The sequence below is a fragment of the Halorussus gelatinilyticus genome, from assembly GCF_023238445.1.
Taxonomy (GTDB): domain Archaea; phylum Halobacteriota; class Halobacteria; order Halobacteriales; family Haladaptataceae; genus Halorussus; species Halorussus gelatinilyticus.
In genome coordinates, this window is record NZ_CP096658.1 from 257101 (window position 1) to 282130 (window position 25030).

At 65.8% G+C, this 25030-nt stretch carries 27 protein-coding genes; 16 read left to right on the top strand and 11 right to left on the bottom strand.

The window, feature by feature from the left end:
• Nucleotides 1–521: 521 nt before the first annotated feature.
• Nucleotides 522–1475: a zinc-dependent metalloprotease gene (locus M0R88_RS01315; protein ID WP_248655165.1), complete on the top strand. Its 954-nt coding sequence runs from the start codon at nucleotides 522–524 to the stop codon at nucleotides 1473–1475.
• Nucleotides 1476–1587: 112 nt separating this feature from the next.
• Here the strand turns inward: M0R88_RS01315 and M0R88_RS01320 are convergent, their stop codons facing one another.
• From M0R88_RS01320 to M0R88_RS01345, 6 genes are all read right to left on the bottom strand, one after another.
• Entirely contained in the window at nucleotides 1588–1785 is a 198-nt protein-coding gene (locus M0R88_RS01320; protein ID WP_248655166.1) for a DUF8527 family protein, read from the bottom strand.
• 1 nt (nucleotide 1786) lies between these two features.
• Entirely contained in the window at nucleotides 1787–2212 is a 426-nt protein-coding gene (locus tag M0R88_RS01325; RefSeq protein WP_248655167.1) for a nuclear transport factor 2 family protein, read from the bottom strand.
• A gap of 31 nt (nucleotides 2213–2243) precedes the next feature.
• A complete protein-coding gene (locus M0R88_RS01330; protein ID WP_248655168.1) occupies nucleotides 2244–2990 on the bottom strand; it encodes a hypothetical protein in 747 nt (248 codons plus the stop codon).
• A 109-nt stretch (nucleotides 2991–3099) separates the two neighbouring features.
• A complete protein-coding gene (locus tag M0R88_RS01335; RefSeq protein WP_248655169.1) occupies nucleotides 3100–3651 on the bottom strand; it encodes a hypothetical protein in 552 nt (183 codons plus the stop codon).
• Between the two features lie 83 nt (nucleotides 3652–3734).
• Nucleotides 3735–4268, bottom strand: a complete 534-nt coding sequence (locus M0R88_RS01340) for a cob(I)yrinic acid a,c-diamide adenosyltransferase (protein ID WP_248655170.1) — start codon at nucleotides 4266–4268, stop codon at nucleotides 3735–3737.
• A gap of 83 nt (nucleotides 4269–4351) precedes the next feature.
• Nucleotides 4352–4591, bottom strand: a complete 240-nt coding sequence (locus M0R88_RS01345) for a glutaredoxin family protein (RefSeq protein WP_248655171.1) — start codon at nucleotides 4589–4591, stop codon at nucleotides 4352–4354.
• A gap of 250 nt (nucleotides 4592–4841) precedes the next feature.
• Between M0R88_RS01345 and M0R88_RS01350 the strand changes: the two genes are divergently transcribed.
• The 5 genes from M0R88_RS01350 (at nucleotide 4842) to M0R88_RS01370 (ending at nucleotide 9261) form a co-directional block, all read left to right on the top strand.
• Entirely contained in the window at nucleotides 4842–5009 is a 168-nt protein-coding gene (locus tag M0R88_RS01350) for a DUF7838 family putative zinc beta-ribbon protein (RefSeq protein WP_166035410.1), read from the top strand.
• 825 nt (nucleotides 5010–5834) lie between these two features.
• Nucleotides 5835–6365: a hypothetical protein gene (locus M0R88_RS01355; RefSeq protein ID WP_248655172.1), complete on the top strand. Its 531-nt coding sequence runs from the start codon at nucleotides 5835–5837 to the stop codon at nucleotides 6363–6365.
• A 155-nt stretch (nucleotides 6366–6520) separates the two neighbouring features.
• Nucleotides 6521–6700 (top strand): hypothetical protein, encoded by a 180-nt coding sequence (locus M0R88_RS01360; RefSeq protein ID WP_248655173.1) that lies wholly within the window; start codon nucleotides 6521–6523, stop codon nucleotides 6698–6700.
• Nucleotides 6701–6856: 156 nt separating this feature from the next.
• The gene (thrS, locus tag M0R88_RS01365) at nucleotides 6857–8785 is read left to right on the top strand and encodes a threonine--tRNA ligase (RefSeq protein WP_248655174.1); all 1929 of its coding nucleotides are present in this window, start codon (nucleotides 6857–6859) and stop codon (nucleotides 8783–8785) included.
• Nucleotides 8786–9024: 239 nt separating this feature from the next.
• Nucleotides 9025–9261, top strand: a complete 237-nt coding sequence (locus tag M0R88_RS01370; protein WP_248655175.1) for a hypothetical protein — start codon at nucleotides 9025–9027, stop codon at nucleotides 9259–9261.
• On the opposite strand, the gene M0R88_RS01375 is transcribed toward M0R88_RS01370, so the two are convergent.
• Nucleotides 9237–9740, bottom strand: coding sequence for a hypothetical protein (locus tag M0R88_RS01375; protein ID WP_248655176.1), 504 nt, complete (start codon nucleotides 9738–9740; stop codon nucleotides 9237–9239). The genes M0R88_RS01370 and M0R88_RS01375 overlap by 25 nt on opposite strands.
• A 306-nt stretch (nucleotides 9741–10046) precedes the next feature.
• On the opposite strand from M0R88_RS01375, the gene M0R88_RS01380 reads away from it, so the two are divergent.
• From M0R88_RS01380 to gcvPB, 5 genes are all read left to right on the top strand, one after another.
• On the top strand, nucleotides 10047–10226 hold the full coding sequence (locus M0R88_RS01380; protein ID WP_248655177.1) for an AbrB/MazE/SpoVT family DNA-binding domain-containing protein: 180 nt from the start codon (nucleotides 10047–10049) through the stop codon (nucleotides 10224–10226).
• A 106-nt stretch (nucleotides 10227–10332) separates the two neighbouring features.
• On the top strand, nucleotides 10333–11424 hold the full coding sequence (gene gcvT, locus M0R88_RS01385; RefSeq protein WP_248655178.1) for a glycine cleavage system aminomethyltransferase GcvT: 1092 nt from the start codon (nucleotides 10333–10335) through the stop codon (nucleotides 11422–11424).
• Nucleotides 11425–11426: 2 nt separating this feature from the next.
• Nucleotides 11427–11810 carry a glycine cleavage system protein GcvH gene (gene gcvH / locus M0R88_RS01390; RefSeq protein ID WP_248655179.1) on the top strand — a complete coding sequence of 128 codons (384 nt, stop codon included), beginning with the start codon at nucleotides 11427–11429 and terminating at the stop codon, nucleotides 11808–11810.
• A 148-nt stretch (nucleotides 11811–11958) separates the two neighbouring features.
• Complete coding sequence (gene gcvPA / locus M0R88_RS01395; RefSeq protein WP_248655180.1) at nucleotides 11959–13302, top strand: aminomethyl-transferring glycine dehydrogenase subunit GcvPA; 1344 nt, start codon at nucleotides 11959–11961, stop codon at nucleotides 13300–13302.
• Complete coding sequence (gene gcvPB / locus M0R88_RS01400; protein WP_248655181.1) at nucleotides 13303–14763, top strand: aminomethyl-transferring glycine dehydrogenase subunit GcvPB; 1461 nt, start codon at nucleotides 13303–13305, stop codon at nucleotides 14761–14763.
• A gap of 30 nt (nucleotides 14764–14793) precedes the next feature.
• Here the strand turns inward: gcvPB and M0R88_RS01405 are convergent, their stop codons facing one another.
• A complete protein-coding gene (locus tag M0R88_RS01405; protein WP_248655182.1) occupies nucleotides 14794–15150 on the bottom strand; it encodes a response regulator in 357 nt (118 codons plus the stop codon).
• Nucleotides 15151–15331: 181 nt separating this feature from the next.
• On the opposite strand from M0R88_RS01405, the gene M0R88_RS01410 reads away from it, so the two are divergent.
• Nucleotides 15332–16201: a class I SAM-dependent methyltransferase gene (locus tag M0R88_RS01410; RefSeq protein ID WP_248655183.1), complete on the top strand. Its 870-nt coding sequence runs from the start codon at nucleotides 15332–15334 to the stop codon at nucleotides 16199–16201.
• 28 nt (nucleotides 16202–16229) lie between these two features.
• On the opposite strand, the gene M0R88_RS01415 is transcribed toward M0R88_RS01410, so the two are convergent.
• Both M0R88_RS01415 and M0R88_RS01420 read right to left on the bottom strand, forming a co-directional pair.
• Entirely contained in the window at nucleotides 16230–17957 is a 1728-nt protein-coding gene (locus M0R88_RS01415) for a cation:proton antiporter (RefSeq protein ID WP_248655184.1), read from the bottom strand.
• 161 nt (nucleotides 17958–18118) lie between these two features.
• A complete protein-coding gene (locus tag M0R88_RS01420; RefSeq protein ID WP_248655185.1) occupies nucleotides 18119–19699 on the bottom strand; it encodes a S8 family serine peptidase in 1581 nt (526 codons plus the stop codon).
• A 175-nt stretch (nucleotides 19700–19874) separates the two neighbouring features.
• Between M0R88_RS01420 and M0R88_RS01425 the strand changes: the two genes are divergently transcribed.
• Nucleotides 19875–20366 carry an NYN domain-containing protein gene (locus M0R88_RS01425; RefSeq protein WP_248655186.1) on the top strand — a complete coding sequence of 164 codons (492 nt, stop codon included), beginning with the start codon at nucleotides 19875–19877 and terminating at the stop codon, nucleotides 20364–20366.
• A 133-nt stretch (nucleotides 20367–20499) separates the two neighbouring features.
• On the opposite strand, the gene M0R88_RS01430 is transcribed toward M0R88_RS01425, so the two are convergent.
• Nucleotides 20500–21027 (bottom strand): DUF8009 family protein, encoded by a 528-nt coding sequence (locus M0R88_RS01430; protein ID WP_248655187.1) that lies wholly within the window; start codon nucleotides 21025–21027, stop codon nucleotides 20500–20502.
• 133 nt (nucleotides 21028–21160) lie between these two features.
• Between M0R88_RS01430 and M0R88_RS01435 the strand changes: the two genes are divergently transcribed.
• From M0R88_RS01435 to M0R88_RS01445, 3 genes are all read left to right on the top strand, one after another.
• A complete protein-coding gene (locus M0R88_RS01435) occupies nucleotides 21161–22009 on the top strand; it encodes a TatD family hydrolase (RefSeq protein ID WP_248655188.1) in 849 nt (282 codons plus the stop codon).
• Nucleotides 22010–22199: 190 nt separating this feature from the next.
• Complete coding sequence (locus M0R88_RS01440; RefSeq protein WP_248655189.1) at nucleotides 22200–22784, top strand: DUF2150 family protein; 585 nt, start codon at nucleotides 22200–22202, stop codon at nucleotides 22782–22784.
• A 114-nt stretch (nucleotides 22785–22898) separates the two neighbouring features.
• A complete protein-coding gene (locus M0R88_RS01445) occupies nucleotides 22899–25010 on the top strand; it encodes a hypothetical protein (RefSeq protein ID WP_248655190.1) in 2112 nt (703 codons plus the stop codon).
• Nucleotides 25011–25030: the final 20 nt, after the last annotated feature.

Genomic DNA, 25030 nt, shown 5'->3' on the forward strand with positions numbered 1-25030 from the left:
TAAGGAGTTGGTGGTGGTGAGGAGTAGGGGGAGTTCGTCACGCCGGCCGGGTAGGCTATCAACTACGAAACGACAATGGTCGAAAAGTAGAGAGGGAGTGACACACCTCCGTCGCGTCTGTAACGAAACATCTCTCTAGAGAGATTACACACACCACCATCGCGGATGTAAATGTGGAGAATATAGCATCAATATGGCTCGACACGAGTATATAGATATTCTAAACCATCTTTGACTCAAGAAGTGACGATACATACGCGACCGAGGTGTCAGCGGCTAAACGACCCACCGACCCCCGATGCCCCCATCCCACCAGTTACAAACGCGACCATGGTGTGTCCCCCCGACGACCCACCACCGACCGTGGCACGTCGATACTACGGTCGGACTGGAACAAAACGCCGAAATCGTGGTCGCGCTGTACTCGAGCGGCAAAAACGCAGTCGTTCTCTACCCGAACACTCGACTCGCCGTCAGAGGGTAGCAGAAAGATTTTGACCGCTCGGTCCCAACTGAAACCCGTGAGTCTCTACCGTAGCGTCCGGGCAGTCGCCGACGCCTCCGGCACCGGCCCTATCGACTGGGAAGCCGTCGCCGAGGCGGCGAAAGCGTCCACGGACCCCGGTTCGATAGATATGTCGCCGAGCGAGCGGGAGGGGTACGCGACGGACGTGCGCGACGCCCGTGCCCGTGTCCGCGATGTCTCCGGCGCGAAGTTCGACGTGCCCGACACCATCGAGGTGCAGAATCGCCACCACTGGATCGACGCGAACATCGACACGTTCCGGCGCGTGATGGAACCCGTCGAGGAACACGGACCCGAAATCATGCCGGGCGTCGCCCGGACCATCAACACCGGCACCATGTCGGTGATGCTGTCGGTGCTGGGCAAGAACGTCCTCGGACAGTACGACCCCCTGCTTCTCGCGGAGGGAGACGAACACGCCCTCTACTTCGTCCGACCGAACATCGAGCGCATCGCGGACGAACTCGACGTGAACTACGACCGGTTCCGACGGTGGATAGCCTTCCACGAGGTCACGCACGCCGCGGAGTTCGGCGCGGCCCCGTGGCTCTCCGACCACCTCGAAACGCGGATGGAGTCGGGTATCGACGCGCTGGCACAGGGCCGCCTCGACCGCGAGGCGTTCCGGGAACTCGACGCCGCCATGACCGCCGTCGAGGGGTACGCCGAACTCCTGATGGACGGCGCGTTCGACGACGAGTACGCCGACCTCCGCGAGAAGATGGAGGCCCGCAGGCAGGGCGGCGACCCCCTCTCGCGGCTGGTCCGCCGGATGCTCGGTCTCGGCCTGAAGCGCCGCCAGTACGAGCGCGGCAAGGCCTTCTTCGAGGCGGTCGCCGCCCGGCGCGGCATCGAAGGCGCGACGGTCGTCTGGGACCGCCCGGAGAACCTCCCCACCGACGACGAAATCGACGACCCCGAGCGGTGGCTCGCTCGCGTGAGTCCCTGATTCCGCTGCTTCGGTTCCTCTCGTTCTCGCCGCTTCGCATTCTTTCGTTCTCGCTGCTTCGCTTCCGTCCACTCACGACGATTCAGTTCGTTCGCTCGGCGATTCCGTTTCGCTACGCGATACGAACCAGATACGCGAGGAGTGCCGCGCCGACCAACAGTCCCGCGCCGACCGCGACCGCGGCCTCCAGCAGCGTCGCCCCGCCGGAGAAGGCGATGAGACCCGCCGATACCCCGACCAGCAGGACGACACCGGCCTTGAACTGGTTCATCGCGTCGCGCTTGTCCTCGTCAGATTGCGGCCCGACCATCTTAGAGCTCGTGGGGCGCGCTGACGTGCATCTGGACGAATCGCCAGCGCCCGGCGGTTCCCCCGGATTCGCGGTCCTTCTCGTCGTCCGCCACGTCGTCGCGTTCGAGGACGCCGCTCCACCGCGTCTCGAAGGAGTGGCGAGTTTCAGGGCCGGACTCGTCGGTCACGGTCCACGACATCGCCACGTCGTCGGTGAACCGGGCGACGGTTTCCCGAGCAATCACCCGGAGGGCGCGGCTCTCGACTCGCCACTCGTCGGTCGTTCGGGTCTGTTCGCGCAGTCCGTCGGCGACCGCCTCGTAGCCGGCGAGACGCTCGCTGACGCCGAACTTCACCACGTCCTCGCGCTCGGCGAAGTACGGCGAGAGGGAGTCGCCGCGCCGAAGCGACTCGTAGTATTCCTCGACGGTCTCGGTCGCGTTCATGCAAAATCGGTGCAGACGAACTCGCTTAAGCCTACCCGTCGCTCACCGAGAAACGGCCGACGCACTCGATTCTGATACCGGTCTCCTCGCCGCCGTCGTCGGTTCCGCTTCCGGTCGTCCTGCCACTGTCGTCGGTCTCCTCTCCGCGCGTTTCTTCGTCGCTTGCGCCACCGTCGCCCCCATCGGGGCTGTCGCTTCCGGTGTCGAACCCGAAGTCGCCGACGGAACCGACGACCGAGAAGGCGTATCGACCGGGGTCCAGCGACCGCTTGATTCGCGTCGCCCCGTCGTTCGGTGAGGGATGGCTCGACAGGGCGAGTTCCCACGAGTGAGTTCCACCCGGCGACAAAAGGACGAGCGGTTGATTGTACGCCTCGGGCGCGACGTAGCGCCACCCGGTCAGCGTCTCGCGGTGGAGTCGCCAGTGGTACGGATTGAACGAGAACGTGTGCTCCGATTGGTTCACCAGCGTGAACGTCAGCGTTTCGACCGTCCTGCCGGAGTCGGCCGCGGAGGACGTTCCCGCGTCGGTCGAGAGCGTCCGACCCGACCGCCGGAACTCGACGGGCGCGTCGGTCGGGGCTTCACCGGCGCAGATAGTCCGGTCCACGTCGGCGACGAAGGAGGGACAAGCGTCGGCCGCACCGTCGCCACCGGCCGTCGCACCACCGAACGTACCGCTCGTTAGTCGTCTCGCCGTCCCGAGACAGCCACCGGTCGTCAGGACGGCGACCGAAGCGAGGAGTCGTCTTCGTCTCACGCCCTCGACTTCGGACACGCACCCTAATAACCTCGGGATGGCTAAAACGTCGATTGCACCCTCCAGAACGCGTCGAGCGTCGAACCGAGACGGAACTCTACGTCTCGGAAGCGGACGACTCCACGAGTTACTGGAAGCCGCGGCCGACGTCGTCGTCCTCTATGAGGTCGTCCAACTCCTCGTTCAGGAGGTCTTCGGCCTCCTCGAACCGGTCGGAGAGTTCCTCCGCGGGGTCGGGCCGGTCGTAGCGGTCGAAGTCGATGGGACCGAACGCGGGGCTGTCGAGGGCGTCCATCACGTCGTCGAAGAAGTCGTTCGGGGTGGTCGGCGCGTCGGCGTGAGCTTTAACGACCTGTTCGAGGTGACGGGCCTTCTCCTCGGCGTCGTCCTCGCTTTCGGGCGGATTCTGGACCGCAAAACGGCCCTCGGTCTCCTGCTGGGGGAGGAACGAGCCGATTTCGTCGTCCAGACTGCGCGCGACTCGCGTGCCGACCCCGCGCACCTCGTAGGGGTTCTTCGCGTAGGTCTTCAGGAGGTAGACCCCGCCGCGCGGATGCCCGAGGTAGAGGTCTTCGCCGACGCCCCCGGCACGCTTGCCGCCGACCGCCCGCCAGTCGTCGGGGTCCACGTCCTTCTCGACCACGTCCTCGACGATGTCCTTCCACTCGCGTATCCGCATGCTTACGGGTCACATACGACCGAGGGAGAATGAACGTATCGGTCTCGACGAAATCGAGTTCGACATGTCGCCAGCTCGTGGGGTCAGTACGTCGGCGACTCCTCGGGTTCGTCCTCGCGCTGGTTGACCACGCGGCCGAGCACGAACAGCGCGTCCGAGAGCCGATTGAGATAGGTGACCGCGGTGTCGTTGACGTCCTCGTCGGCTTCCAGCGCGACGGCGCGGCGCTCCGCGCGGCGACAGACCGTCCGGGCGTGGTGGAGCCGCGCGCCCGAATCGCCGCCGCCGGGGAGGATGAACGACTGGAGGGGTTCGAGTTCCTCGTCGTAGCCGTCCATCCACTCCTCTAACTGCTCGACGTGCTCCTCGCGGACGGCCGGGTCCTCCTCGTCCGGGTCGGGGTTGGCGAAGTCGGCCTGCACGACGTGGAGGTGGTTCTGTATCTCGCGCAACTGGTCGTCCACGTCGTCGTGGCCCGTCGGTCGGACGCGACCGACGAGCGCGTTCACCTCGTCCACCGTGCCGTAGGCTTCGATGCGCGGACTTGCCTTCGAGACCCGCGACATGTCCCGGAGGTCGGTCTGGCCCTCGTCACCGCGACCGGTGTAGATTTTCATACCGTGCAGTAGCGACGGGCCGCACTTAACTCCCGCCCCGAACGGTCGCCTCACCGCCGTCTCCGGCGGTCGTGGTTCGGAGGTCAGGCCAGCGACCGCTCGACGTACTCCACGATTTTGTCGCTCTCGGCCATCGTCACGCCTTGCTCGTCGTCCACGAGGACCGGAACGCCGCGCTGGCCGCTGATGCGCTTGACCTCGTTTCGCTCGGAGTGCAATGCTTCGACCCACTCGGTGTCGTACTCGACGTCGTGGTCGTCGAGCGCGTCGTGGACCTTCTCGCAGTACGGACAGCCGTCGAGCGCGTATAGCGTTACGGACATACCCGAGCATTGGGTGTCGGACAGCAAGAAGCTGATGCCGAAATCGGTCCCATCAGGGAGCGCCGCGCAACTTCGGGACCGACTGAACCGCTATCCACCGACACCGGAACTTGATATAGCGGTATTTAATTTACTACGGGCCAACAGTGCCTCCTGGTCCGACTCCCGTCTCGACGCGTTCGCTTTGGAGGACGGACGAACGCACGGCCAAACCAGTATCCTGAAATGCGACGCGCCTTCACGTTCGAACATGGCTCAGGAACTCGACCACGACTGTCCCCAGTGTGGCACCGAGCGGACGTTCTACCGCACCGCGAGTACGACTCTCCACCTCGGCGAGAAGACCAAGTGGGGCTGTCCGGAGTGTGACTTCCGGTTCGTCCGCATCGACGGCGACATCGACTCGGCCCAAGCCTGACGGCGGTCGTTCTGCAGTCGGCCGACACCGCTCTTCTCTATCGTCGCGTCACGTGCCACCAGCCACATCGCTCATCCGAGCGCATCGTCGCCGACTCCCGAGGCAACTGGCTGCGTCCCGACCGGCGCACTCTCGCCACCCACGAAATCCGTCGAGCCGGACGTTTCTATACTGTTAAAGAAACTCTAAAGTCGCTTCTAAGTCCCAGATACATGGGTTTCGAGTCAAATCGTTCCTGAAGCCCTACCCGACAGCGGTCTGCCCGCCGTCGGTCGTTGACCGACGCGCGCGTTCGAGTATTTCGACCAGACCGCAGGCGAACCCGTACGACCCGGTTCCGACGACGCGAACCCCAGATGCGAGACCCGAACGTCGGGTCGTCGGACCGGGTGCCGACGGGACCACTCAGCGACGCCCTGCTCGCCGACTCGGACTGCGCCGAATCGTCCCAAGCCGACCCGACCTGAGCCAAGCCGACCAGACGACTCGACCCGCTGGAACCGTCTAGCGAGCCGTGATGCTCGCAATTTGGGGAGGACTCGGCGATTGGCACCGAAGATATAAACCCCATACAGATATATGAAGTCCGCCAAACTGATGTTGCGAAGATGCCTCTCTAATGTACCAGCGTCGCGTTCGAGCAAACTGGAATACTTGTCTGCGTGACTCTCGTAGCCCGCACCCGAGAAATCTGCCGAGAACCGCTCACGGGTCCGGCGGGAAACCGAGTTCAGGACGGCGACACCGCTCCGTGCTGTCACCGCTCACGAATCATGTTCCTTCGTCTATAAGTATCCAGACTCAGTAGGTGACGATCACAACAGTATGCAATCAGAAAAACTCGAAACGTGGGCCGACACCTCCGACTCCGAACTGGAAGGCCTGCTCCTTTCTCGGTTTCTCGAACCGCCCTACGGCTACGTAACTGGAATCGTTCTGTGGCCAGCGTTTTTCTCGCTCGTATCCGTGTGGGGCGTGTTGTTGCAGTCCGGTCTCCCCTCCATCGTCGTTACCGTCGGAGGCCTCGCCGTCGGCATCGGAGGCTTCGTGGTGACGAGCATGAGTTCGGCATTTGTGATGGGTGCAACCGCTTGGAATACTCCGTACGAGCGTATTCGGCGTCAGTCCGCACTCCTGTTTCCGTCTCTCCTCCTCGCAGCACTGCTGTTTGGTCTGTATCTCGATTGGCCAACGATTCCCTACGGATACGAACTGGGGTTGAGTGCCTTCGTTGCACACGAACTATCGAGGATCGTACTTCTCGGTCCGTCGATCGGACTCGCGTTCGTGTTCTTCCCGCTGGCGGTGTTCGTTTTCAGGTATCGAATCAAACGAAAAACAGGAGTCGAGAGCTAATAGTCCGAGTCGCGGTTTCGGTCATCAAGCACTGACTGGTGGAGGTAACGCTATAGTGTGCAGAGCAGATTAGCGGCAACAAATCGTTCTCGCCGGCTTCCCAACACGGGCGCAGAATCGGTCCGAAAACGGCGAACGCGCTTTTCCTGCCGGAGGTGATCGATAGCGGCCTGAACGGTGGACTGGACCGCACGACGAAATTCTCGGTCGGCGCAGCCGGAGCGACTCGGGCCGCGGCCGGCGGGATGCTGGCCATCGCGTTGGCCGTGTTCGTCGGTCGTCGGTCGTCGCCGCTGGCGGTCGGCGTCCTCGTGGGCGCTTCTTCTTCGGTGTGATGGCGTTCGCGCCGTTCTGGAGGTCGGTCGGCGACGCGTTGGGTCGCCGCGGACGTTGCTGGTCGGACACGCTCGCCGAGACGACCTGAGCGCGAGGCGACGGACCCACCTCGCGTGTAGAAAGGGTTATCAGTTCGCCGGGACCGTAACCAAAACATGAGTCAGATCACGGTCGTCCTTCCGGACGGTTCGGAACTCGAACTGGAGGAGGGAGCCACGGTCGAAGACGCGGCGTTCGAAATCGGCCCCGGTCTCGGCCGCGACACCGTCGCGGGGGTCGTGAACGGCGACCTCGTGGACAAGGCGAGTCGACTGCCCGACGGCGCGAAGCTGGAGATCGTCACGCCCTCCAGCGACGAATACCTCGACGTGCTCCGCCACTCGGCGGCCCACGTCTTCGCCCAAGCCCTCCAGCGTCTCTACCCCGAGGCCCGCCTGACCATCGGGCCGTGGACTGACGACGGGTTCTACTACGACGTCTACGGCGTCGAACTCGACGAGGAGGACCTCGAAGAGATAGAGGACGAGGCCTACGACATCATCGACGAGGACCTCGCCATCGAGCGCTTCGAGCGCTCCCGCGAGGAGGCCTTCGAGGTCTACGAGGACAACCGGTTCAAGCGGGAGATTCTGGACGAGGAGGCCGCCGACGAGGAGTCCATCTCCTTCTACGAGCAGGGCGAGTTCGAGGACCTCTGTAAGGGCCCGCACGTCGAATCGACCGGGGAAATCGGCGGCTTCGCGCTCCTCTCCATCTCCGGCGCGTACTGGCGCGGCGACGAGGACAACGAGATGCTGACCCGCGTCTACGGTACCGCCTTCGAAAGCGAGGCGGAGTTAGAGGAGTTCATCGAGCGCCGCGAGGAGGCCGAGGAGCGCGACCACCGCAAGATCGGCCGCGAGATGGACCTGTTCAACATCCCCGACCACTCGCCGGGGTGTGCCCACTACCACCCCAACGGGATGACCATCCGCCGCGAACTCGAGGATTACATCCGGACGAAGAACGACGAACTGGGCTACGACGAGGTCTGGACGCCCGAACTGAACAAGGCCGAACTCTGGAAGCCCACGGGCCACTACGACACGTTCAAGGAGGCGGGCGAGATGTTCGCGTGGGAGCAGGACGACACCGAGTACGGCCTGAAGCCGATGAACTGCGCGAACCACGCCTCCATCTTCGACGACCACCAGTACTCCTACCGTGACCTGCCGGTCCGGTTCTCGGAGTTCGGCACCTGCTACCGCAACGAGCAGTCGGGCGAACTCTCGGGCCTCCTGCGGGTCCGCGGGTTCACGCAGGACGACGGCCATGCCTTCATCCGGAAGGACCAGATTCGGGAGGAGATTCTGTCGGTCCTCGACGTCATCGACGAGATTTACGGCCACTTCGACCTCGACGTACAGTACAAGCTAGAGACGAAAGGCGACGACGCGGTCGGCAGCGACGAAATCTGGGAGCAGGCGACCGGCGCGCTGAAAGACGCCCTCTCGTCGGAAGGCCTCGACTACGACGTCGAGGAGGGCGAGGCGGCCTTCTACGGTCCGAAAATCGGCATCAACGCCGTGGACGCTATCGGCCGCGAGTGGACCATCGGCACGGTCCAACTCGACTTCAACATCCCCGAGCGACTAGACCTGAGCTACACCGGCGAGGACAACGACGAACACCGCCCCGTGATGGTCCACCGCGCGCTTCTGGGAACCTTCGAGCGCTTCATGGGCATCATCATCGAACACTTCAAGGGCAACTTCCCGACGTGGCTCGCGCCCGAGCAGGTCCGTATCCTGCCCGTGAGCGACGACAACATCGGCTACGCCAAACAGCTCCAGAACCGGTATCTGGGCGACTTCCGCGTCGAAATCGAGGACCGCTCGTGGACGGTCGGCAAGAAGATTCAGCAGGCTCACGACGACAACGTGCCCTACATGCTCGTCGTCGGCGACAACGAGGAGGAGGCCGGGACCATCTCGGTGCGCGACCGACAGGAGCGCGAGCGCGACGACGTGGACGTCGAGGCGTTCCGCGACCATCTGGACGAGGAAGTCGAGAGCAAGGCCATCGAGCCGAACTTCCTCGAATAGGTCGCCGGACTCGTCTCCTCGCAGTTCGTGTTTCCCTCGCTGAGGGTCGTGTTTCCTCTCTGCGGTTCGTGTCTCTCTCCGCAGTTCGTCTCCGCTAAACACTTTCTCCCTGCTCGATGGTTCGTTTCGCTCGATTTCGGTTCTCCGACCAGTCCGCGAGCGCCCGCCAAACTTCAAATACGATACCGCACGAGTTCGCTCCGACCGGCGCGCGGAACGCACCTGCCGGTCCGATACCCATGACGCACTGCTACAACTGCGGTCACTCCGGTACGTTCGTACTGCTCGCCCAACTCGCGTTCGCGGTCCCCGGTCCCGCCGACGGTTCGGACTGCGCCTCCGACACCGAAACCCAGCGACTCCCCGCGTCGGGCGACTGCTCGCTGGCGGTCCAGTGCCCGGCCTGCGACAGCACCGACGTCGGCGTCGCGGCCGGCGACCTGCTGGCGCGCTACGGGTCGAGTACGACGTCGTAACGGTCTTCGACCGCCACGCTCTCTTCGTCCGCACCCGTCGGGTCGCAGTCGCCGCTCGTCGGGTCACGACCGGCACTCGTCGGCTCGTAGTCGTTCGTCCAGACGACCAGTCGCGCGTCCGCGTCGCGTGCGGCCTCGCAGAGTCGCCGTTCGAGCATCGCGGCGACTCCGCGGCCACACCACGCTCGAATCCGGTCGCGTCCGCAGAGCCACGCCGCCCGCGGGTCGCGGTCGGCGACCAGTCCCGTCGCGTGGTCGGCGGCCGCACGGGGCTCCCGGCCGTCGTACTCCCGGACGGTCCGGCCGCTCGGGGCCTCGCCGGTCACGAACAGCGGCGCGGTCCCGCCTTCAGGACCGACCGTCCTGCTGACGCCCGGCGCGACCGTCACGGTATCGGGCGGCCGCGCCGGTGCGTTCGCACCCCGGACGAGCGCGGTCCGTGCGCCAGTTTCGTCCAGTCGCACTCGGATTTGGTTCATCGACACTTTAGCCATAATTGACTATTTAGTCTCAGTAGCTAACCACTCATAATAATGACGATGCGGCGGACGGCGATGGATGGTCTCGACGGAGTCCGACTCGACCGACCGCGTACTCGGAACCCTTCGCGGCCCACGGCGAAGAAGTCGCAGAAGGCGACCGGTTGGTCTGCGGGGTTACGGACGGAAGAATCGTCATCGAATTGGCGTGAGCATCGGAAAAGCATAGGTTGGCTCATCCTTTTAGCCAATATAGTCGAAATAGCTAAGAGTCCATAACAACAGCGATACCAAAGACGCCGGTAGATGAGTTCAGACGAATCCGACGAAGAGATACTCGGGACGACGACAGTCACCCAGCGATGGCGAATCAGTCTCATCAAGGCGGTACGCGAGGAGTTCGCCGAGGACGGTCTCGACGTCGAGGAAGGTGACCGTCTCGTCTACAAGCTCCGCGACGGCCAAATCGTCGTGGAACCGGCGTGACCGCCAGACGACGCCGGGCCGGACGCGATTCGTTTACTCGCAGACGAGTACCGTTCGACCGTCCGGAAGACAAAGCATTACGTACCGGGCGGACGACCGTTTCGGTATGACGCTTCGGAAGCCGCCGCTGCGCGACGTACACGACGCCGCGGGTGCGACGTTCACGGAGTTCGGCGGGTGGGACATGCCCGTCGAGTTCGACTCCATCAAGGCCGAACACCGCGCGGTCCGGGAGGAGGCCGGCATCTTCGACGTGTCCCACATGGGCCAGATAGCGGTGTCGGGTCCCGACGCCGAGCGACTGATGCAGAAGCTCACGTCCAACGACGTGACCGAACTCGGCCGCGGGGACTCCCAGTACTCGATGATTCCCGACGAGGAGGGAACCATCTTGGACGACACCGTGGTCTACCGACTCCCCGAGGGCGACGACGCCGAGTTCCTCTTCGTCCCCAACGCCGGCCACGACGAGCAGATGCACCGGCGCTGGACCGAGCATCGCGACGAGTGGGGTCTCGACGCCACGGTCGAGAACGTCACCGACGAGTACGCGATGTACGCCGTCCAAGGGCCGGACGCTCCGGAACTCGTCTCGGATGCGGCGGACGACTCGGTGCTGGACCTCTCGAAGTTCGAGGGGCGATACGCCGAGTTCGCCGGAGCCGACTGCTGGACCGCACGCACGGGCTACACCGGCGAAGACGGCTTCGAGTTAATCGTCCCCGTCGAGTCCGCCGAAGCGGTCTGGGACCTGCTGGACTGCCAGCCCTGCGGGTTGGGGTCGCGCGACACCCTCCGCATGGAGATGGGCTTTCTGCTCTCCGGGCAGGACTTCGACGCCGAGGACGACCCCCGCAACCCCTACGAGGCGGGCGTCGGCTGGACGGTCAAACTCGACACGGAGTTCGTCGGCCGGGACCCGCTCGAACGCGCCAAAGAGGAGGGAACCGACGACGAGTTCGTCGGCATCAAACTCGTGGACCGCGGCGTCCCGCGCCACGGCTACGACGTGACCGACACCGACGACCACGTCGTCGGCGAGGTGACCAGCGGGACGATGAGTCCGACGCTCGGCGAACCCATCGCGCTGGGCTACGTGCCGAGCGACTTCGCGGACCCCGGCACGGTGGTCCGCGTCGTGGTCCGCGGCCAGTCGAAAAAAGCAAAGATTGCGAACGTACCATTCCTGAGTGAGTAACAATGAGCTTCGAAGTTCCCGACGACCGGAAGTATCTGGAATCGCACGAGTGGGTAGACGACGCCGAGGACACCGCACGGGTCGGCATCTCCGACTTCGCGCAGGACGAACTCGGCGACGTGGTGTTCGTCGAGTTGCCCGACGAGGGCGACGAACTCGCCGCGGGCGACGAGTTCGGCGTGGTGGAGTCCATCAAGGCGGTCTCGGACCTCTACTCGCCGGTCAACGGCACCGTCACCGCGGTCAACGACGCGCTGGCCGACCAGCCCGAACTCGTCAACGAGGACCCCTTTGGCGACGGCTGGATGCTGGAAGTCGAGTTGGCCGACGACAGCGGGTTGGACGACCTGCTGACCGCCGACGAGTACCGCGAGCAGATAGAGTAGCGACCCGGACCCCGATTTCTTTCGTCCGGTACGCCGAACGCGAACGGTGTCGGGAGCGACGGGCACGGCGGACGCGTCCCAGAAGTTAACCGGAGAACGAAACCGAATACCTCCCAATTAAAACGATACGCTCCCTAGCGCCGACTACATGAGCGGACGACACGAGTCTGGGGACCGGGGAAGCCCGTACGCGCCCCACACCGCCGACGAGACCGCGGCGATGCTCGACGCGGTCGGCGCGGACGACGTGAGCGAACTGTTCGATATCCCCGAAGCGGTCGCGTTCGACGGGGAGTTCGACATCGAGGAGCGAACCGAGCGGGAGGCCGAGCGCCACGTCCGGGGCCTTCTCTCGCGCAACGACGACCTGACCGAGTTCCTCGGGCGGGGCCACTACGAACACTACGTGCCCTCGCTGGTGGACCACCTCTCGCTCCGGTCGGAGTTCCTCACCTCCTACACCCAGTACCAGCCCGAGATTACGCAGGGGTTCCTGCAGGCCCTGTTCGAGTACCAGTCGATGCTCGTGGAGTTGACCGGTCTCGACATCGTCAACGCCTCGATGTACGACCACGCGACCGCCCTCGCGGAGGCCGCCCTGCTCGCGGCGCGCGTCCGTTCGACCGACGGCGACCGCGTGCTGGTGCCCGACTACCTGCTCGCGAATCGTCGGGACGTGCTGGAAAACTACACCGACGGCGCGGGCCTGTCGGTCGAGACGTTCGCCACCGACGACGGGAACGTGGACGCGGACGCGCTCGCCGAGGCCATCGACGACGACGCCGTGATGGTGTACGCCGAGAACCCCACCACGCGCGGGACCGTCGAGGAGAACCTCGAAACCGTCGGCGACCTCGCCGACGACCACGACGCGCTGTTCTGCCTCGGCTCGGACCCCGTGGCGCTCTCGATTCTGCAGGAACCCGCCGCAGTCGGTGCCGACGTGGTGGTCGGCGACGCCGCGACGCTCGGCCTGCCCACGGCCTACGGGATGGGTCTGGGCCTGTTCGCCTGCCGCGACGATTTCGTCCGGCAGGTGCCGGGCCGTCTCGTCGGCGCGAGCGAGGACGCCGCCGACAAGCGCACCTACACGCTGACGCTCCAGACGCGCGAACAACACATCCGCAAGGAGCGAGCCACGAGCAACATCTGCACGAATCAGGCGTGGGTCGCGCTCCGGACCGCCATTCACGCGGCCTACCTCGGTCCCGACGGACTCGTGAATCTGGCCAACGACTGCGTACGACTCGCCGACGACCTCGCCGAGCGGTTGGACGACGTGACCGGCCTGCAAGCGCCGGTCCACGACCGCCACCACTTCCGTGAGTTCGTCGCCCACACCGACCAGCCCGCGAACGCGGTCGTCGCGGACTTGGAGGCCGAGGGGTTCGCGGTCCACGCGGTCGGCGACCACGAGATACAGGTCTGTATCACTGACAGCAACGAACACGCCGCCGACCGACTGGTCGCGGCATTCGAGGAGGTGGCCTGAATGAACTACGACCAAGCGCGCTGGACGGACGGAGAGACGAAGCGCGGAGAGGACGCGGACGGACAGTACGAACCGCTCCTCTCGGAGAAGAACAGCGAGGAGGTCGAGGTCGAGTCGCCCCTGCCCGACGAGTTGACCCGCGACAGCGTCGAACTCCCCGACCTCGAAGAGCCGCAGCTCGCGCGCCACTACACCCGGCTCTCGCAGATGAACTACGGCGTCGAGTCCGGGCCGTACCCCCTCGGAAGCTGTACGATGAAGTACAACCCGAAGTTCACCGAGGACGTGGCCGCGCTCCCGAGCGCGGGAGTCCACCACGACCGCTCGGACCGGAGCCTGCAGGGCACCCTCGGCCTGATGGCCGGACTCCAAGAGTACCTCGCGGACATCGGCGGGATGGATGCCGTGAGCCTCCAACCCCCGGCAGGCGCGGCCGGGGAGTTCACCGGCATCCTCGTCGCCAAGGCGTTCCACGAACACAACGGCGAGGGCGACCAGCGCGACGAGATTATCGTCCCGGACAGCGCCCACGGCACCAACTTCGCCAGCGCGGCGCTCGCTGGCTACGACGTCGTCGAGTTGCCCTCGGGCGACGACGGCCGCGTCGATTTGGAGGCGCTGGAAGCCGCCGCGAGCGACCGGACCGCGCTGTTCATGCTCACGAACCCGAACACGCTGGGTCTCTTCGAGCGCGACATCGAGGAGATAGCCGACATCGTCCACGACGCGGGTGGCCTGCTCTACTACGACGGCGCGAACCTCAACGCCCTGCTCGGGCAGGCCCGGCCGGGCGACATGGGCTTCGACATCATGCACTACAACGTCCACAAGACGTTCGCCACGCCCCACGGCGGCGGCGGTCCCGGAGCTGGCCCGGTCGGCGTCGTCTCGGACCTCGCGGAGTTCCTGCCCGCGCCGCGCGTCCGTGAAACCGAGGACGGCGAAGCCGAGTACGAGCGCTTCGACCCCGAGAACACGGTCGGGAAGGTCCACGGCTTCGAGGGCAACTGGCTCGTGCTGGTGAAGGCCTACGCCTACATCGCGCGACTCGGCGACGACGGCCTGTCGGACGCCGCGGAGAAGGCGGTGCTGAACGCCAACTACCTCGCCAGCCAGATAGAGTACGAGGTGCCCTTCGAGCCGTTCCACCACGAGTTCGTCGCGTCGGCGGGCGACCAAGACGCCGCGGACGTGGCCAAGCGCATGCTCGACTACGGCGTCCACCCGCCGACGACGAAGTGGCCCGAAATCGTCTCGGAGGCGCTGATGACCGAACCGACCGAAATCGAGAGCAAGGACACCTTGGACCAACTCGCCGACGCCTTCGACCGGGTCGCCGCGGAGGACGACGAGACGCTGGCGAACGCGCCGAATCGGACCACCGCCCGGCGCATCGACCAAACCAGCGCCGCGCGCGACCTCCGACTCTCGTGGCAGTCGCTCGACGGCGACGAAGAGTAACCGGTCGAGGAGAGAACGGAGCGTGCCGTCTCAGAGGACTGACCCGAGTTCGGCCTTCACGTCTTCCGGCTCGAACGGCTTCGTCACGTAGCCGTCCGCGCCGGCTTTGACCGCCTGCTTCATCTTGCTCTGCTGGTCCACGCTCGTCACCATCACGACGACCGGCGGGTCGTTGCTCCCCTTTATCTGAGAGGTGGCCTCCACGCCGTCCATCTCGGGCATCATGATGTCCATCGTGACCGCGTCGGGGCGATGACTCCGGTACTGCTCGACCGCCTCGGCGCCGTTCGCGGCTTCCGCGACGACCTCGAAGTCGTCCTCGACCGCCTGCCGGACCATCGTGCGCTGGAAGTCGCTGTCGTCCACGATTAGCAAGGTAGGTGCCATTCGTTACTTGTCGTGCGTTGGAGCGGGGAACCTAAATAAAACCCGAGGAAGCCCGCGGTCGGCGGACGGTCCGAGCGCCGACGGCCTCGGCGGGTAGACGGCCGTAGAGAGCAACCCAGTCCGAGAGTCCGGCCCTGCGCTTCCGGAACGTTTTTTCCCGGCGCGGGCGGGCTACCAGTCCATGCGCGAACTCTCCCTCGACGACCTGCCGAACCACTCGCCGTGGCCCGCGCGACTCCTCGACGGCGGGAACGGCGAGACGGACGAGCAGGAGGCCGAATACGGCGGGACCGGCGTGTCGGACTACGACGAGGTGTACGCCAACCTGCTCGGACTGGTCGAAGCCAACCCCGAGACGGAGTTCCGGGAGCTACAGCGGTCGGCGAACCACTACGCCGAGGAGAGTCCGGTGGCCATCTCGCGTGCCGGGGACCTCTTTCTCGTGGACGTGGACGAGAAACAGGAGCTACAGGACGAGGCGCTGGTCGCGTCGCTCGCCGGAGCCCTCGACGGCGGCGAGACGGTCGTCTCGCTGGGGTGTGGCTGGGGGTACGAACTCGGCGTCCTCGCCGAGGCGTACCCGAACTGCGAGTTCGTCGGGGGCGACCCCGCCGAGAACGGCGTCGCGCTCGGCCGGGAGCTGTTCGGCGACCGCGACCGAATCCGAGTCGAACCCTTCGACTTCCGAGACGACGAGTGGGACCTGCTGGAGGACGTACTGGCCGAGCGCGACGCCGACGACGTGGTGCTGTTCACGCAGGGGTCGCTGACCGCGCTCCCGAGCGTTCGGGACGTCGTGCGCGAGACGCTGACGAAGTACGCCGACCGCGTTCGGGAGGGTGTCCACCTCGAACACGTCTACGAACTCCACTCCGAGGAGTCGCTTCTGGGGCTTCTCCGGCGGGCGTACACCGAGCGCCGGAACTACAACGACGACCTGTTGGCGTCGTTGCAGGTCGCCGAGGGAGTCGAGGTGACGAGCGCGACCTACGACGTGGTCGGCGGGAACCCGCTCCATCCGCTGTCGGAGATTCGGTGGGAGAGCGCGTGACGCCCGGCCACAGAACCGCGCGGACGCGTCAGTCGTCGGTCGCTTCCTGGGCTTCCAGCCGACTCTCCAGTCCGAACTCTCGGACGCGCGAGCGCCAGAACTCCTCGTAGCCCTCCTCCGGGCGGTCGGTCACGGTGGACTCGCCCGATTCCACGCGGTCGAGTTTCAGGTCGATCTCCTCAATCAGGCGGCGCCCCACGTCGTCGCTGACCACGCCGGTTCGCATCGCGTCCATCAGCGCGCTCTTCTCCTGTTTGAGGACGCGCCGTTCGCCCACGAGCAGTTCCTCGCGCCGAAGTTCCGGATTGTTCTCCAGCAGTTGCGAGATGGCTTCGTTCAGGTCCTCCTTCTCGCGCTCGTACTCGGTGCGGAAGTCCTCGTAGACGCTCGGGGAGAGTTCGCCCGCGTCGTGGAGTTGCTTGGCCGATTGGAGCGCCGCGTCCACCGCTCGGGCACGGCCCACCAGCAATTCGTACAGCTCCTCGGCGTCCGAGCGCGTCACGATGTCGAGCGCGTCCATCACGTTGCCCATCGTCAGGCCCTGCACGACGAGGCTGAACGCCGCGACGCCGAACACCATCGCGCGCAATTCGTCGCGGAGCGGGAAGTTGGGCGGCAGACCCAGCACCAGCGCGATGGGAATCGAGGCGTGAAGCCCGCCCCACACCATCACGTGCTGGTATTCGAGCGGCACCCCTTTCGGCACGAACCGGTTGACCAGCGTCGTGATGGGGTAGACCACCGCCGCGCGCGCCAGCAGGACCAGCGGGATGGCCAGCAGGATGAGTTTACCGTGCGCGAGCATCTGGTTGATGGGCGTCTTCGCGCCGATGAGCAGGAAGATGAGCGTGTTGACGAGGAACGCCGCGGTGTCCCACGTGTTGAACACCGAGATTTTAGTCTGGGCGCTCATCGCGTACTCCGCGCCGCGGTTTCCGATGAGCAGGCCCGCGGTCACCGTGGCGATGACGCCGCTGAAGTAGTAGTCGCCGATGACGCCGCTCAGGGTGTGTTCGGCCAGCAGGAAGCTCCCGTAGGCCAGCACCAGCGTCAGCACGATTTCGGTCGTGTGCTCGTCGAGGCGGTACATCACCTGATACACCGCCAGTCCCGCGACCAGTCCGACGACGGCCCCGCCCGCGCTGGCGACTACGATGTCCGTCGAGGCCGCGACGATGGTGTCGGTCGTGACCAGTTGCGCGAGTTCGGTCCCGGTCTCGGTGGACCGGACAACCAGCGCGAACAGCGTCGAGAAGATGACGACGCCCACGCCGTCGTTGACCAGACTCTCGCCCTCCACGAGGACCGAGAGGCGCTCGGGCGCGCCCAACTCCTCGAACAGCGCCAGCACCGACACGGGGTCGGTCGGCAGAACCATCGCCGCGAACAGCAGCGCCACCAGGAGGGGGAACCCGAAGACGAAGTGGCCGACCACCCCGAGCAACAGAATCGCCAGTATCAGCCCCACGACCGCCAACACGAGGATGTGCCAGAGGTTCGTCCGGAACCGTTCGAGGTCGGTCGTCGCCGCGCCCTCGAACAGCAACGGCGGGAGGAACACGAGCAAGATGAGGTCGTGAGAGAGTTCGATGTCGATAGTGATTCCGAGAACCGACACTGCGAGTCCGGCGAGCAGGAGCGCAATCGTGTAGGGAAATCGACCTACCTTGGCGACGAAGACGCCGACGCCTGCCGCGATGACGAACACCGACAGAAGGTCGATGAGTTCGGCCGCGATTCCGGTTTCGGCAACCATGCCCGTGGTTACTCGTGCGACGCGTAAAAGCTCAATTACCGAATCGCATCTGGGCGGCCACTCCGGGCAAAGACCGCGCAACTGTGGGCGACCCTCGGATGGCAACTGCTACGTCGGTAGGTCGCCCGAAAGAAAGAGCGAACTCGCGGTGAGCCGCGACGTTACTTCTTCTCGGTGATGGTCAGCGTGTAGTCGCCCGACCCGCTGTAGGAGTCCACGTCGATCTGCATCTCGGTGGACGTGTCGGGGTTGTCGATGGTGATGGACTCCTGACTGTCCGTGGTGTAGGAGCCGTAGTCGTAGCTGCTCGGGGTCGCGGCCGAGGTGGTGCCGGTGTTGACGTAGAGGTCGAAGTCGGCACCCGACGGGCCGGAGAGCTCGACGACGACCTGGCTCGGACTGCTGTACTCCCACGCGTAGGAGTAGTCGTCGTAGTCGTAGGAGTCGCTGAGGGTGCCCGAGGCCGTGCTGGTAGTGGAGTCACCGCTGCCGCCGTCGTCGCCGCCACCGCCGCTGCCGGGCTGGGTGGTGACCGCGTTGAGGGCGTTGACCTGACCTGCGCCCTGCTTGTCCGACGAGAGACCGATGTCCTTCGCGGTGGCCTTGAGGTGGCTGCGGAGGTCGCTCGGTCCGAGGGAGCTGTGCTTGGCGAGGGTCAGACCGGCGACGCCGGACGTGACGGGGGTCGCCATCGAGGTACCGCTGAACTTCGCGTAGCTGTCGGTCGGAACCGTCGAGAGGACGTCCACGCCGGGCGCACAGAGGTCCACCTTGCTGCCGTACTGCGAGAACGAGGCCAACTGCTCGTTGGAGTCGACCGCGGAGATGGCCATACACTCGCTGTAGCCCGCCGGGTAGGAGACGGAGCTGGAGCCGTCGTTACCGGCCGCACAGATGGGGAGCGCGCCGTTGTTGACCGCGTACTGGACGGCGTTCTTCATCGTCTGGCTGTAGCCGCCGCCACCGAGGGACATGTTGATAATGTCCGCGCCCTGGTCGGTCGCCCAGCGGATGGCGTCGGCGATGTCGGAGGTCGAACCGCCGTTCGGGCCGAGCGCGCGGCCGTTGATGAGCGAGGAGTTACCCTGTCCGGCGACGCCCGTGCTGTCGTTGACCACGCCGGCCGCACAGCCGGAGACGTGGGTACCGTGCTTCTCGTCCGACGGGCTCGGGGGTCGCGGGTCCGAGTCGTCGTCCACGAAGTCCTTGCCGGGGTCGGACTTGTAGTTCTCTTCGAGGTCGGGGTGGTCGTACTGGGCACCCGTGTCCACGACGGCGATGGTGACGCCGGAGTCACCGTAGCCGCTGACCTCGTCCCACGCGGCGGGGGACTCGACCTGCTGGGGCGCGTACTGGTCGCTGAAGCGCGGGTCGTTCGGCGTGGCGAACGCTTGGTGGGTCGCGTTCTTCTCGGCGTACTTGATGCCGTCCTTCTTGGTGATGGCCTCGATGAAGTTCTGCTTGGCGTGTTCGGGGGCCTTGCTCGGGAACTTCACGGCGGCGTAGCGGAGCGTCTTGCTGGAGTGGACGACCTCCGCGTTTCCGGGGACGTGCTGGGAGACCTGCGCCTCGACGTCGCCGCGACCGGCGGAGACGCCGACGAGAATCTCGTCTTTCTTCGGGCCGGGCTCGCGGCCGGGGGTCGCTGCGGTGACACCGCTGGCGGCGACTGCGGCACCCGCGGCACCGGTTGCTTTGAGGAACGTACGGCGATTGAATCGCTGCGTGCTGTCGTCTGACATGCTACATTACGACGCACACATCGGCATTATTTAAATCTTGATTTTCCGTTGTAATAAAGTGTTACTCAGTTATAATCAGAAGATAGTAAAACGATTGAACCGTTTCTAAGCGTGGAAAGAAACCTGGCGTCGCGGGACCGGCACCGCTAAACCCGAACAGCCGCTACGGCAGGGTATGCAACCGTTGCGTTCGCTCCTCGGCGGGGAGACGACGACCGTCGCGCTGTTCGTGGACGGGCCGAACGTCCTGCGCGAGGAGTTCGACGTGGACTTAGACGACGTGCGAGCGTCGGCCGAGGACCTCGGCCGACTCGCGGCGACCCGACTGTATCTGGACGAACACGCGAGTCCCGGCCTGATTCAGGCCGCCGAGGCCCGCGGGTTCGAGGTGACGGTCACCTCCGGCGACGTGGACGTGAAACTCGCCGTGGACGCCACGGAGTTCGCGCTCTCCGACGGCCTCGACGTGCTGGCCGTCGCCTCGCGCGACACCGACTTCAAGCCCGTGCTGGAGAAGGCGGCCCACAACGGCGTCCGAACGGTCGCCATCGCGCCGGGCGAGTACGGCCGGTCGGACGCGCTCCGGAACGCGGCCCACGACGCGCGGGTCGTGGACCCCGACGGCAACGCCGACGAGTCGAACGACTCGGACGCTTCCGACGACTGACCGCTCGCTCGCGGTCGCTGTGCGGTCCGAGCGGCGTCGGCAGTCAGTAGCTCCCGTCAGATTCCTCTCTCCGTCGAGAACGAATCCCGGCGCTGCATCCAACACGAAACCCTTCGACGGACCCGAACCCGACCTACCCGTCTCCCAGCGTCTTCACTTCGACGCGATGAACCTCCCCGCCGTCCAACCGAATCACCGCTTCGTCCATCACGGTCTCACGAACCGTCTCGCGCCACGCCTCGACCGCCTCGACGTGGCGCTCGCGGTGGCGCTCGACGGTGAACTCCACTTCGGGGTCGGCCCGAAGCGCGTCCTCGGTGTCGTCCGGCGCGGGAAACGGCCCGATCGCGTCGGCGTCGAGGAACCGCGCCGGCGGGAGGTGGACCGCGCCGGTCGCGGGGTCGCGGTCGCCGACCGATTCGGACGCGCCCGAATCGGTCCCGCTCTCCTGGCCGACCGCCGCCGACTCCCCCGCGGCCGCTTCCGACCGCTTCGCGGCCGGGCCGGGGTCGTGGAGCCGGGCGCGCATCCGGCCCGTGAACGGCGGCGTCACCCGGAGGACGGGCCTGCGGGGACTCCGCTGGCGGGCTTCGTGGGCCGCGACCACGTCGTCGGTCGTGACCGCGACCGACCGAATCGCCCGTGGGTCCTCGTCGTCCATGCCTCCGACTCGGACGCGAGCGCCCTTCAACTTCGCGCCGAGGAGGAGCATTTTGTCGCGGAGGCGCGTCGCGTGAGCGCGCGACCGGTCCGAATCGCCGAGGTTTTTCCTTCGCTCGCCCGAATCGGGAGGTATGGACGACCTCGGCACGCCGGTACTCGACGACCACCTGCATCTGGACCCCGACCACGGCCGGGGTATCGAGGCCGTGAAGGACTTCGCGCGGAGCGGCGGTACCCACCTGCTGGTGGTGAACAAGCCCTCGTGGTTGCTCGGCGTCGAACCCGAGACTGGCGAGGAGTTTCGCCCGGTCTTCGAGACGACGCTCGACGTGGTGGCGCGCGCCGACGAGATACTGCCCGGTCGCGCGTGGCCCGTTCTCGGGGTCCACCCCGGACTCGTCTCGAAACTGGTGGACGACCGCGGCTTCGACCCCGCGGAGGCCCGCGACCTGATGCAGGCGGGGTTGGACCTCGCCGCGGAGTACGTCGCCGACGGGGACGCGGTCGCGCTCAAGACCGGCCGTCCGCACTACGACACCACCGACGCGGTGTGGGAGGCCTCGAACGAGGTCCTTCGGCACGGACTCGCACTCGGCGCGGAGAACGATTGTGCGGTCCAGCTCCACACCGAGGCCAGCGAGGACCTGACCGAGGTCGCGGAGTGGGCCGAGGAGCGGGGTCTCGACCCCCACCGCGTCGTCAAGCACTACGCCGGCGGCCGGTTGGCCGGACCGACCCCGAGCGTGATGAGCGAGAAGGACCGCCTCGAAGTCGCGGCCGAGCGCGGCGACCCCTTCCTGATGGAGACCGATTTCGTGGACGACCCCGACCGCCCCGGCGCGGTCATGGGACCGAAGACGGTGCCCCGGCGCGTCCGCTGGATGCGCGAGGTTGGTTACGACGACGCGATTCGGAACGCGCACGTCGAGACGCCCGAAGCGGTCTACGGACTCGACACCGAGGCGACGCTCGACCGGTGAGTCGGATTCGAAGTGAGTCGAGTCCGACCGGCGGCGAAGCGTCCCTTCGACGGGTACCGAAACACTCCCTCGGCGGGGACCGAGACCGAGCCAGCGGCCAGAACGGGTCGATAACTCCCGGTACGCCGTCGTTTTCCGGGGCGCAATTCGCCTCGTAGGATTTATGAAGCGCGCAACACTCCGAAGAGACATGAGCGCGCCTCCGGAGGAATTCTACTCCGACGAACGCTGGCAGAACTGGCTCGACCGCATCCGGGAGGAGGACATCGACCCGGAGAACGAAGACTCCGCCCGCCTGCTCCTCAACTTGCAGGACGACGTGGCCATCGCAGTGGCCAAGATCGTCACCGCCTACGACGACGGCGACATCGACGAGGAGGAGGCACTGGACGAACTGAGCGACATCCGCGAGGTCGTCCTCGAAGAGGTCGAGTTCGACAACGACGAGAAAGCCATGCTCATCGACGGGGTCCAGACGAGTCTGGTCTGCGTCTTCTACTCGGCCGACCAGTACGTCGCCGAGGGTCCCACCGACGAAGCGAGCGTCGAGGAGTACGTCTTGGAGGCCGGACGCGCCGAGGAGGGCGAGGACTTGGACTCGGCGCTCGGTCTCGTCGCGGCCGCCGGAACGCGCATCATCGACGGCGAGGAGCTGAACATGGAGGTCACCGAGGACCTCGAATACGGTCTCGTCACCGAGTGGGTCAACGGACTCGACAGCCTCCAGAGCGCGATGAGCGACCCCGAAGTGGTCGAAGAAGAAGACGAAGAATAGTCCGGCCCGCCCGTCGGGGCTTCGATTTCGACCGGAGCCTCGCTCCCGGCCGAGACGCCGATTTCGGCCGGGCAGACGCTATATTTAACTACCTGCCCCGAAACGAACCGGGTAGTGCGACTTCGAACCGACGAGCGCGGGGTGACGGTCCAGATCGGGACCGTCCTGCTGTTCGCAGTCCTCGTCATTCTGCTGTCCGTCTATCAGGCCTCGGTCGTCCCCCAGCAGAACGAGCAGGTGGAGTTCACCCACAACCAGCAGGTCCAGAGCCAGTTGCAGGACCTGCGCGACGAACTCCTCCGGACCGCGACGACCGGGAGCGGCGGGTCCGCCTCCGTCGCGCTCGGCACGCGCTACCCGGTTCGAGCCTTCTTCGTCAACCCCGCACCGCCCTCGGGCACCCTCCGGACCACCCCGCCGGCGAACCTGACCATCGAGAACGCAACCGCGAGCGGCGAGACCGGCGACTACTGGACCGGGAGCGCGCGCAACTTCTCGACCCGCGGGCTGACCTACGACCCGCTCTACCACGTCTACCAGAACCCGCCGACCACCGTCTACGACAACGGCGTCCTCTACAACCGCTTCGATAGCGCGAACCGAACCCTCGCGGGCCAGCGACTCGTGGACGGCAACACCGTCTCGCTGGTCGCGCTGAACGGAAGCCTCTCGAAGTCGAGCAGCGACACCGCTACCGTGGGCCTGCGCTCGGTCAGCGCCGCGACCCGAACCGTGGCGGTCCGGAACGAGACCGACGAGAACGTCACGCTCGTCGTCCCGACCAGACTCCCGGCCGACGAGTGGGAGCAACTGCTCGCCGCGGAGATGAACCAGACGAGAGGCGACGACCGCTACGTCCGCGCGGTCGAGGACGTGTCGGGGCGGAGCGCGGTCCGCCTCGTCCTCGAACCAGCGACCTACGAGCTCGAACTGGCGAAGGTCGGCGTCGGAACCGACGTGACCGACACCGACGCCCGCTACGTCACCGACGTTCGCGGTGACAACGCCAGCGTCGCGGAGAACAGCGGGCAGGAACTCGTCGTGGAGGTCCGCGACGGGTTCAACAACCCCGTGGCTGGCGCGACAGTCAACGCGACCCTCGTGAGTCCCGCCGCGAACCTCACGGGTGACAACATCTCCGCGGGGGACGCCCGGTCCGAGAAACACCTGACGGGGCTGACCACCGATGCCGAGGGCCGGGTGACAATTCAGTACGACACGCCCGACGACTTCTCCCTACCGAACCAGCCCGTCGCGGTCCGGGTGAGCATGGACTCGGTGCCGGGCGACGGGGCCGCGTTCGCGCCTGGCGCGCGGGCAAACCTCAGCTACAACCTGACCGCGGTGAACACCGACGGGAGCGGCCGCGGCGACGAGACCGACGCCAACGGAAGCGACGCCGCCTACCAGACGCGCTGGGATATTCCGGCAATCGAGTCCCAGCCCGGCATGGAGTGCTACTCCAACGACACCTGTCGGTACGACCGGTCGGTGGACTCGTCGGTGTCGATGACCGCGAACACGACGCCGACCGCGGTGAACGCGCCGGTCGAGTTCTCGGTCAACGACACCGATGTCGCAACGTTCGCTACTGACCGGCGCGATACCGGGAGCGACGGGAACGCGACGGTGGACCTCGACACCGCGACGACGGGCGTCGTGAACGTCTACGCCGCCAGCGGCGGGTCCGGCGACGCGCTCGCGGTCGAGGTGTACGACTCGGGCGGTGGCGGAGACCTACCCGGCGGACTCTCGTACAACGACGACGGACAAGCGACTGATTCGCCGACGGACGGCGGTTCCACCCAGTCGGCGCTTGCGTTCAGCGTCACGAACCAGTTTGACCAGCAACTGACTATCACCGACGTGACGGTCGAACCCCAAACTGGGTTCATCAACCGGCTCAACGACCCGTCGGGTCGGGAGGGCAAGTGGTACAGCGAGCTATACGTCGAAGCAGACGTTCAAAACGGCGTGACCGACGTTCCCAGCGGAACTGACCTCCCGACGACGATAGACATGGACACCGACGGTCACTCCGGGGCCAGCGTTGAGGCAGTCCTGTCTAGCGGGTCGGACGCGACGGTGCTCCTCTACAAGTTCCAGTTCCAAGCTGGCTTCGGCACCCGTGATGCGAATATGAATGGCCAAGCCGTCGATATCACCCTCGCTTACGAGCTAGCGGACGGTACTACGGGTACAGTGACGTTCACCGTGACTGGCTGACGACTCTTTTTCGACGAATG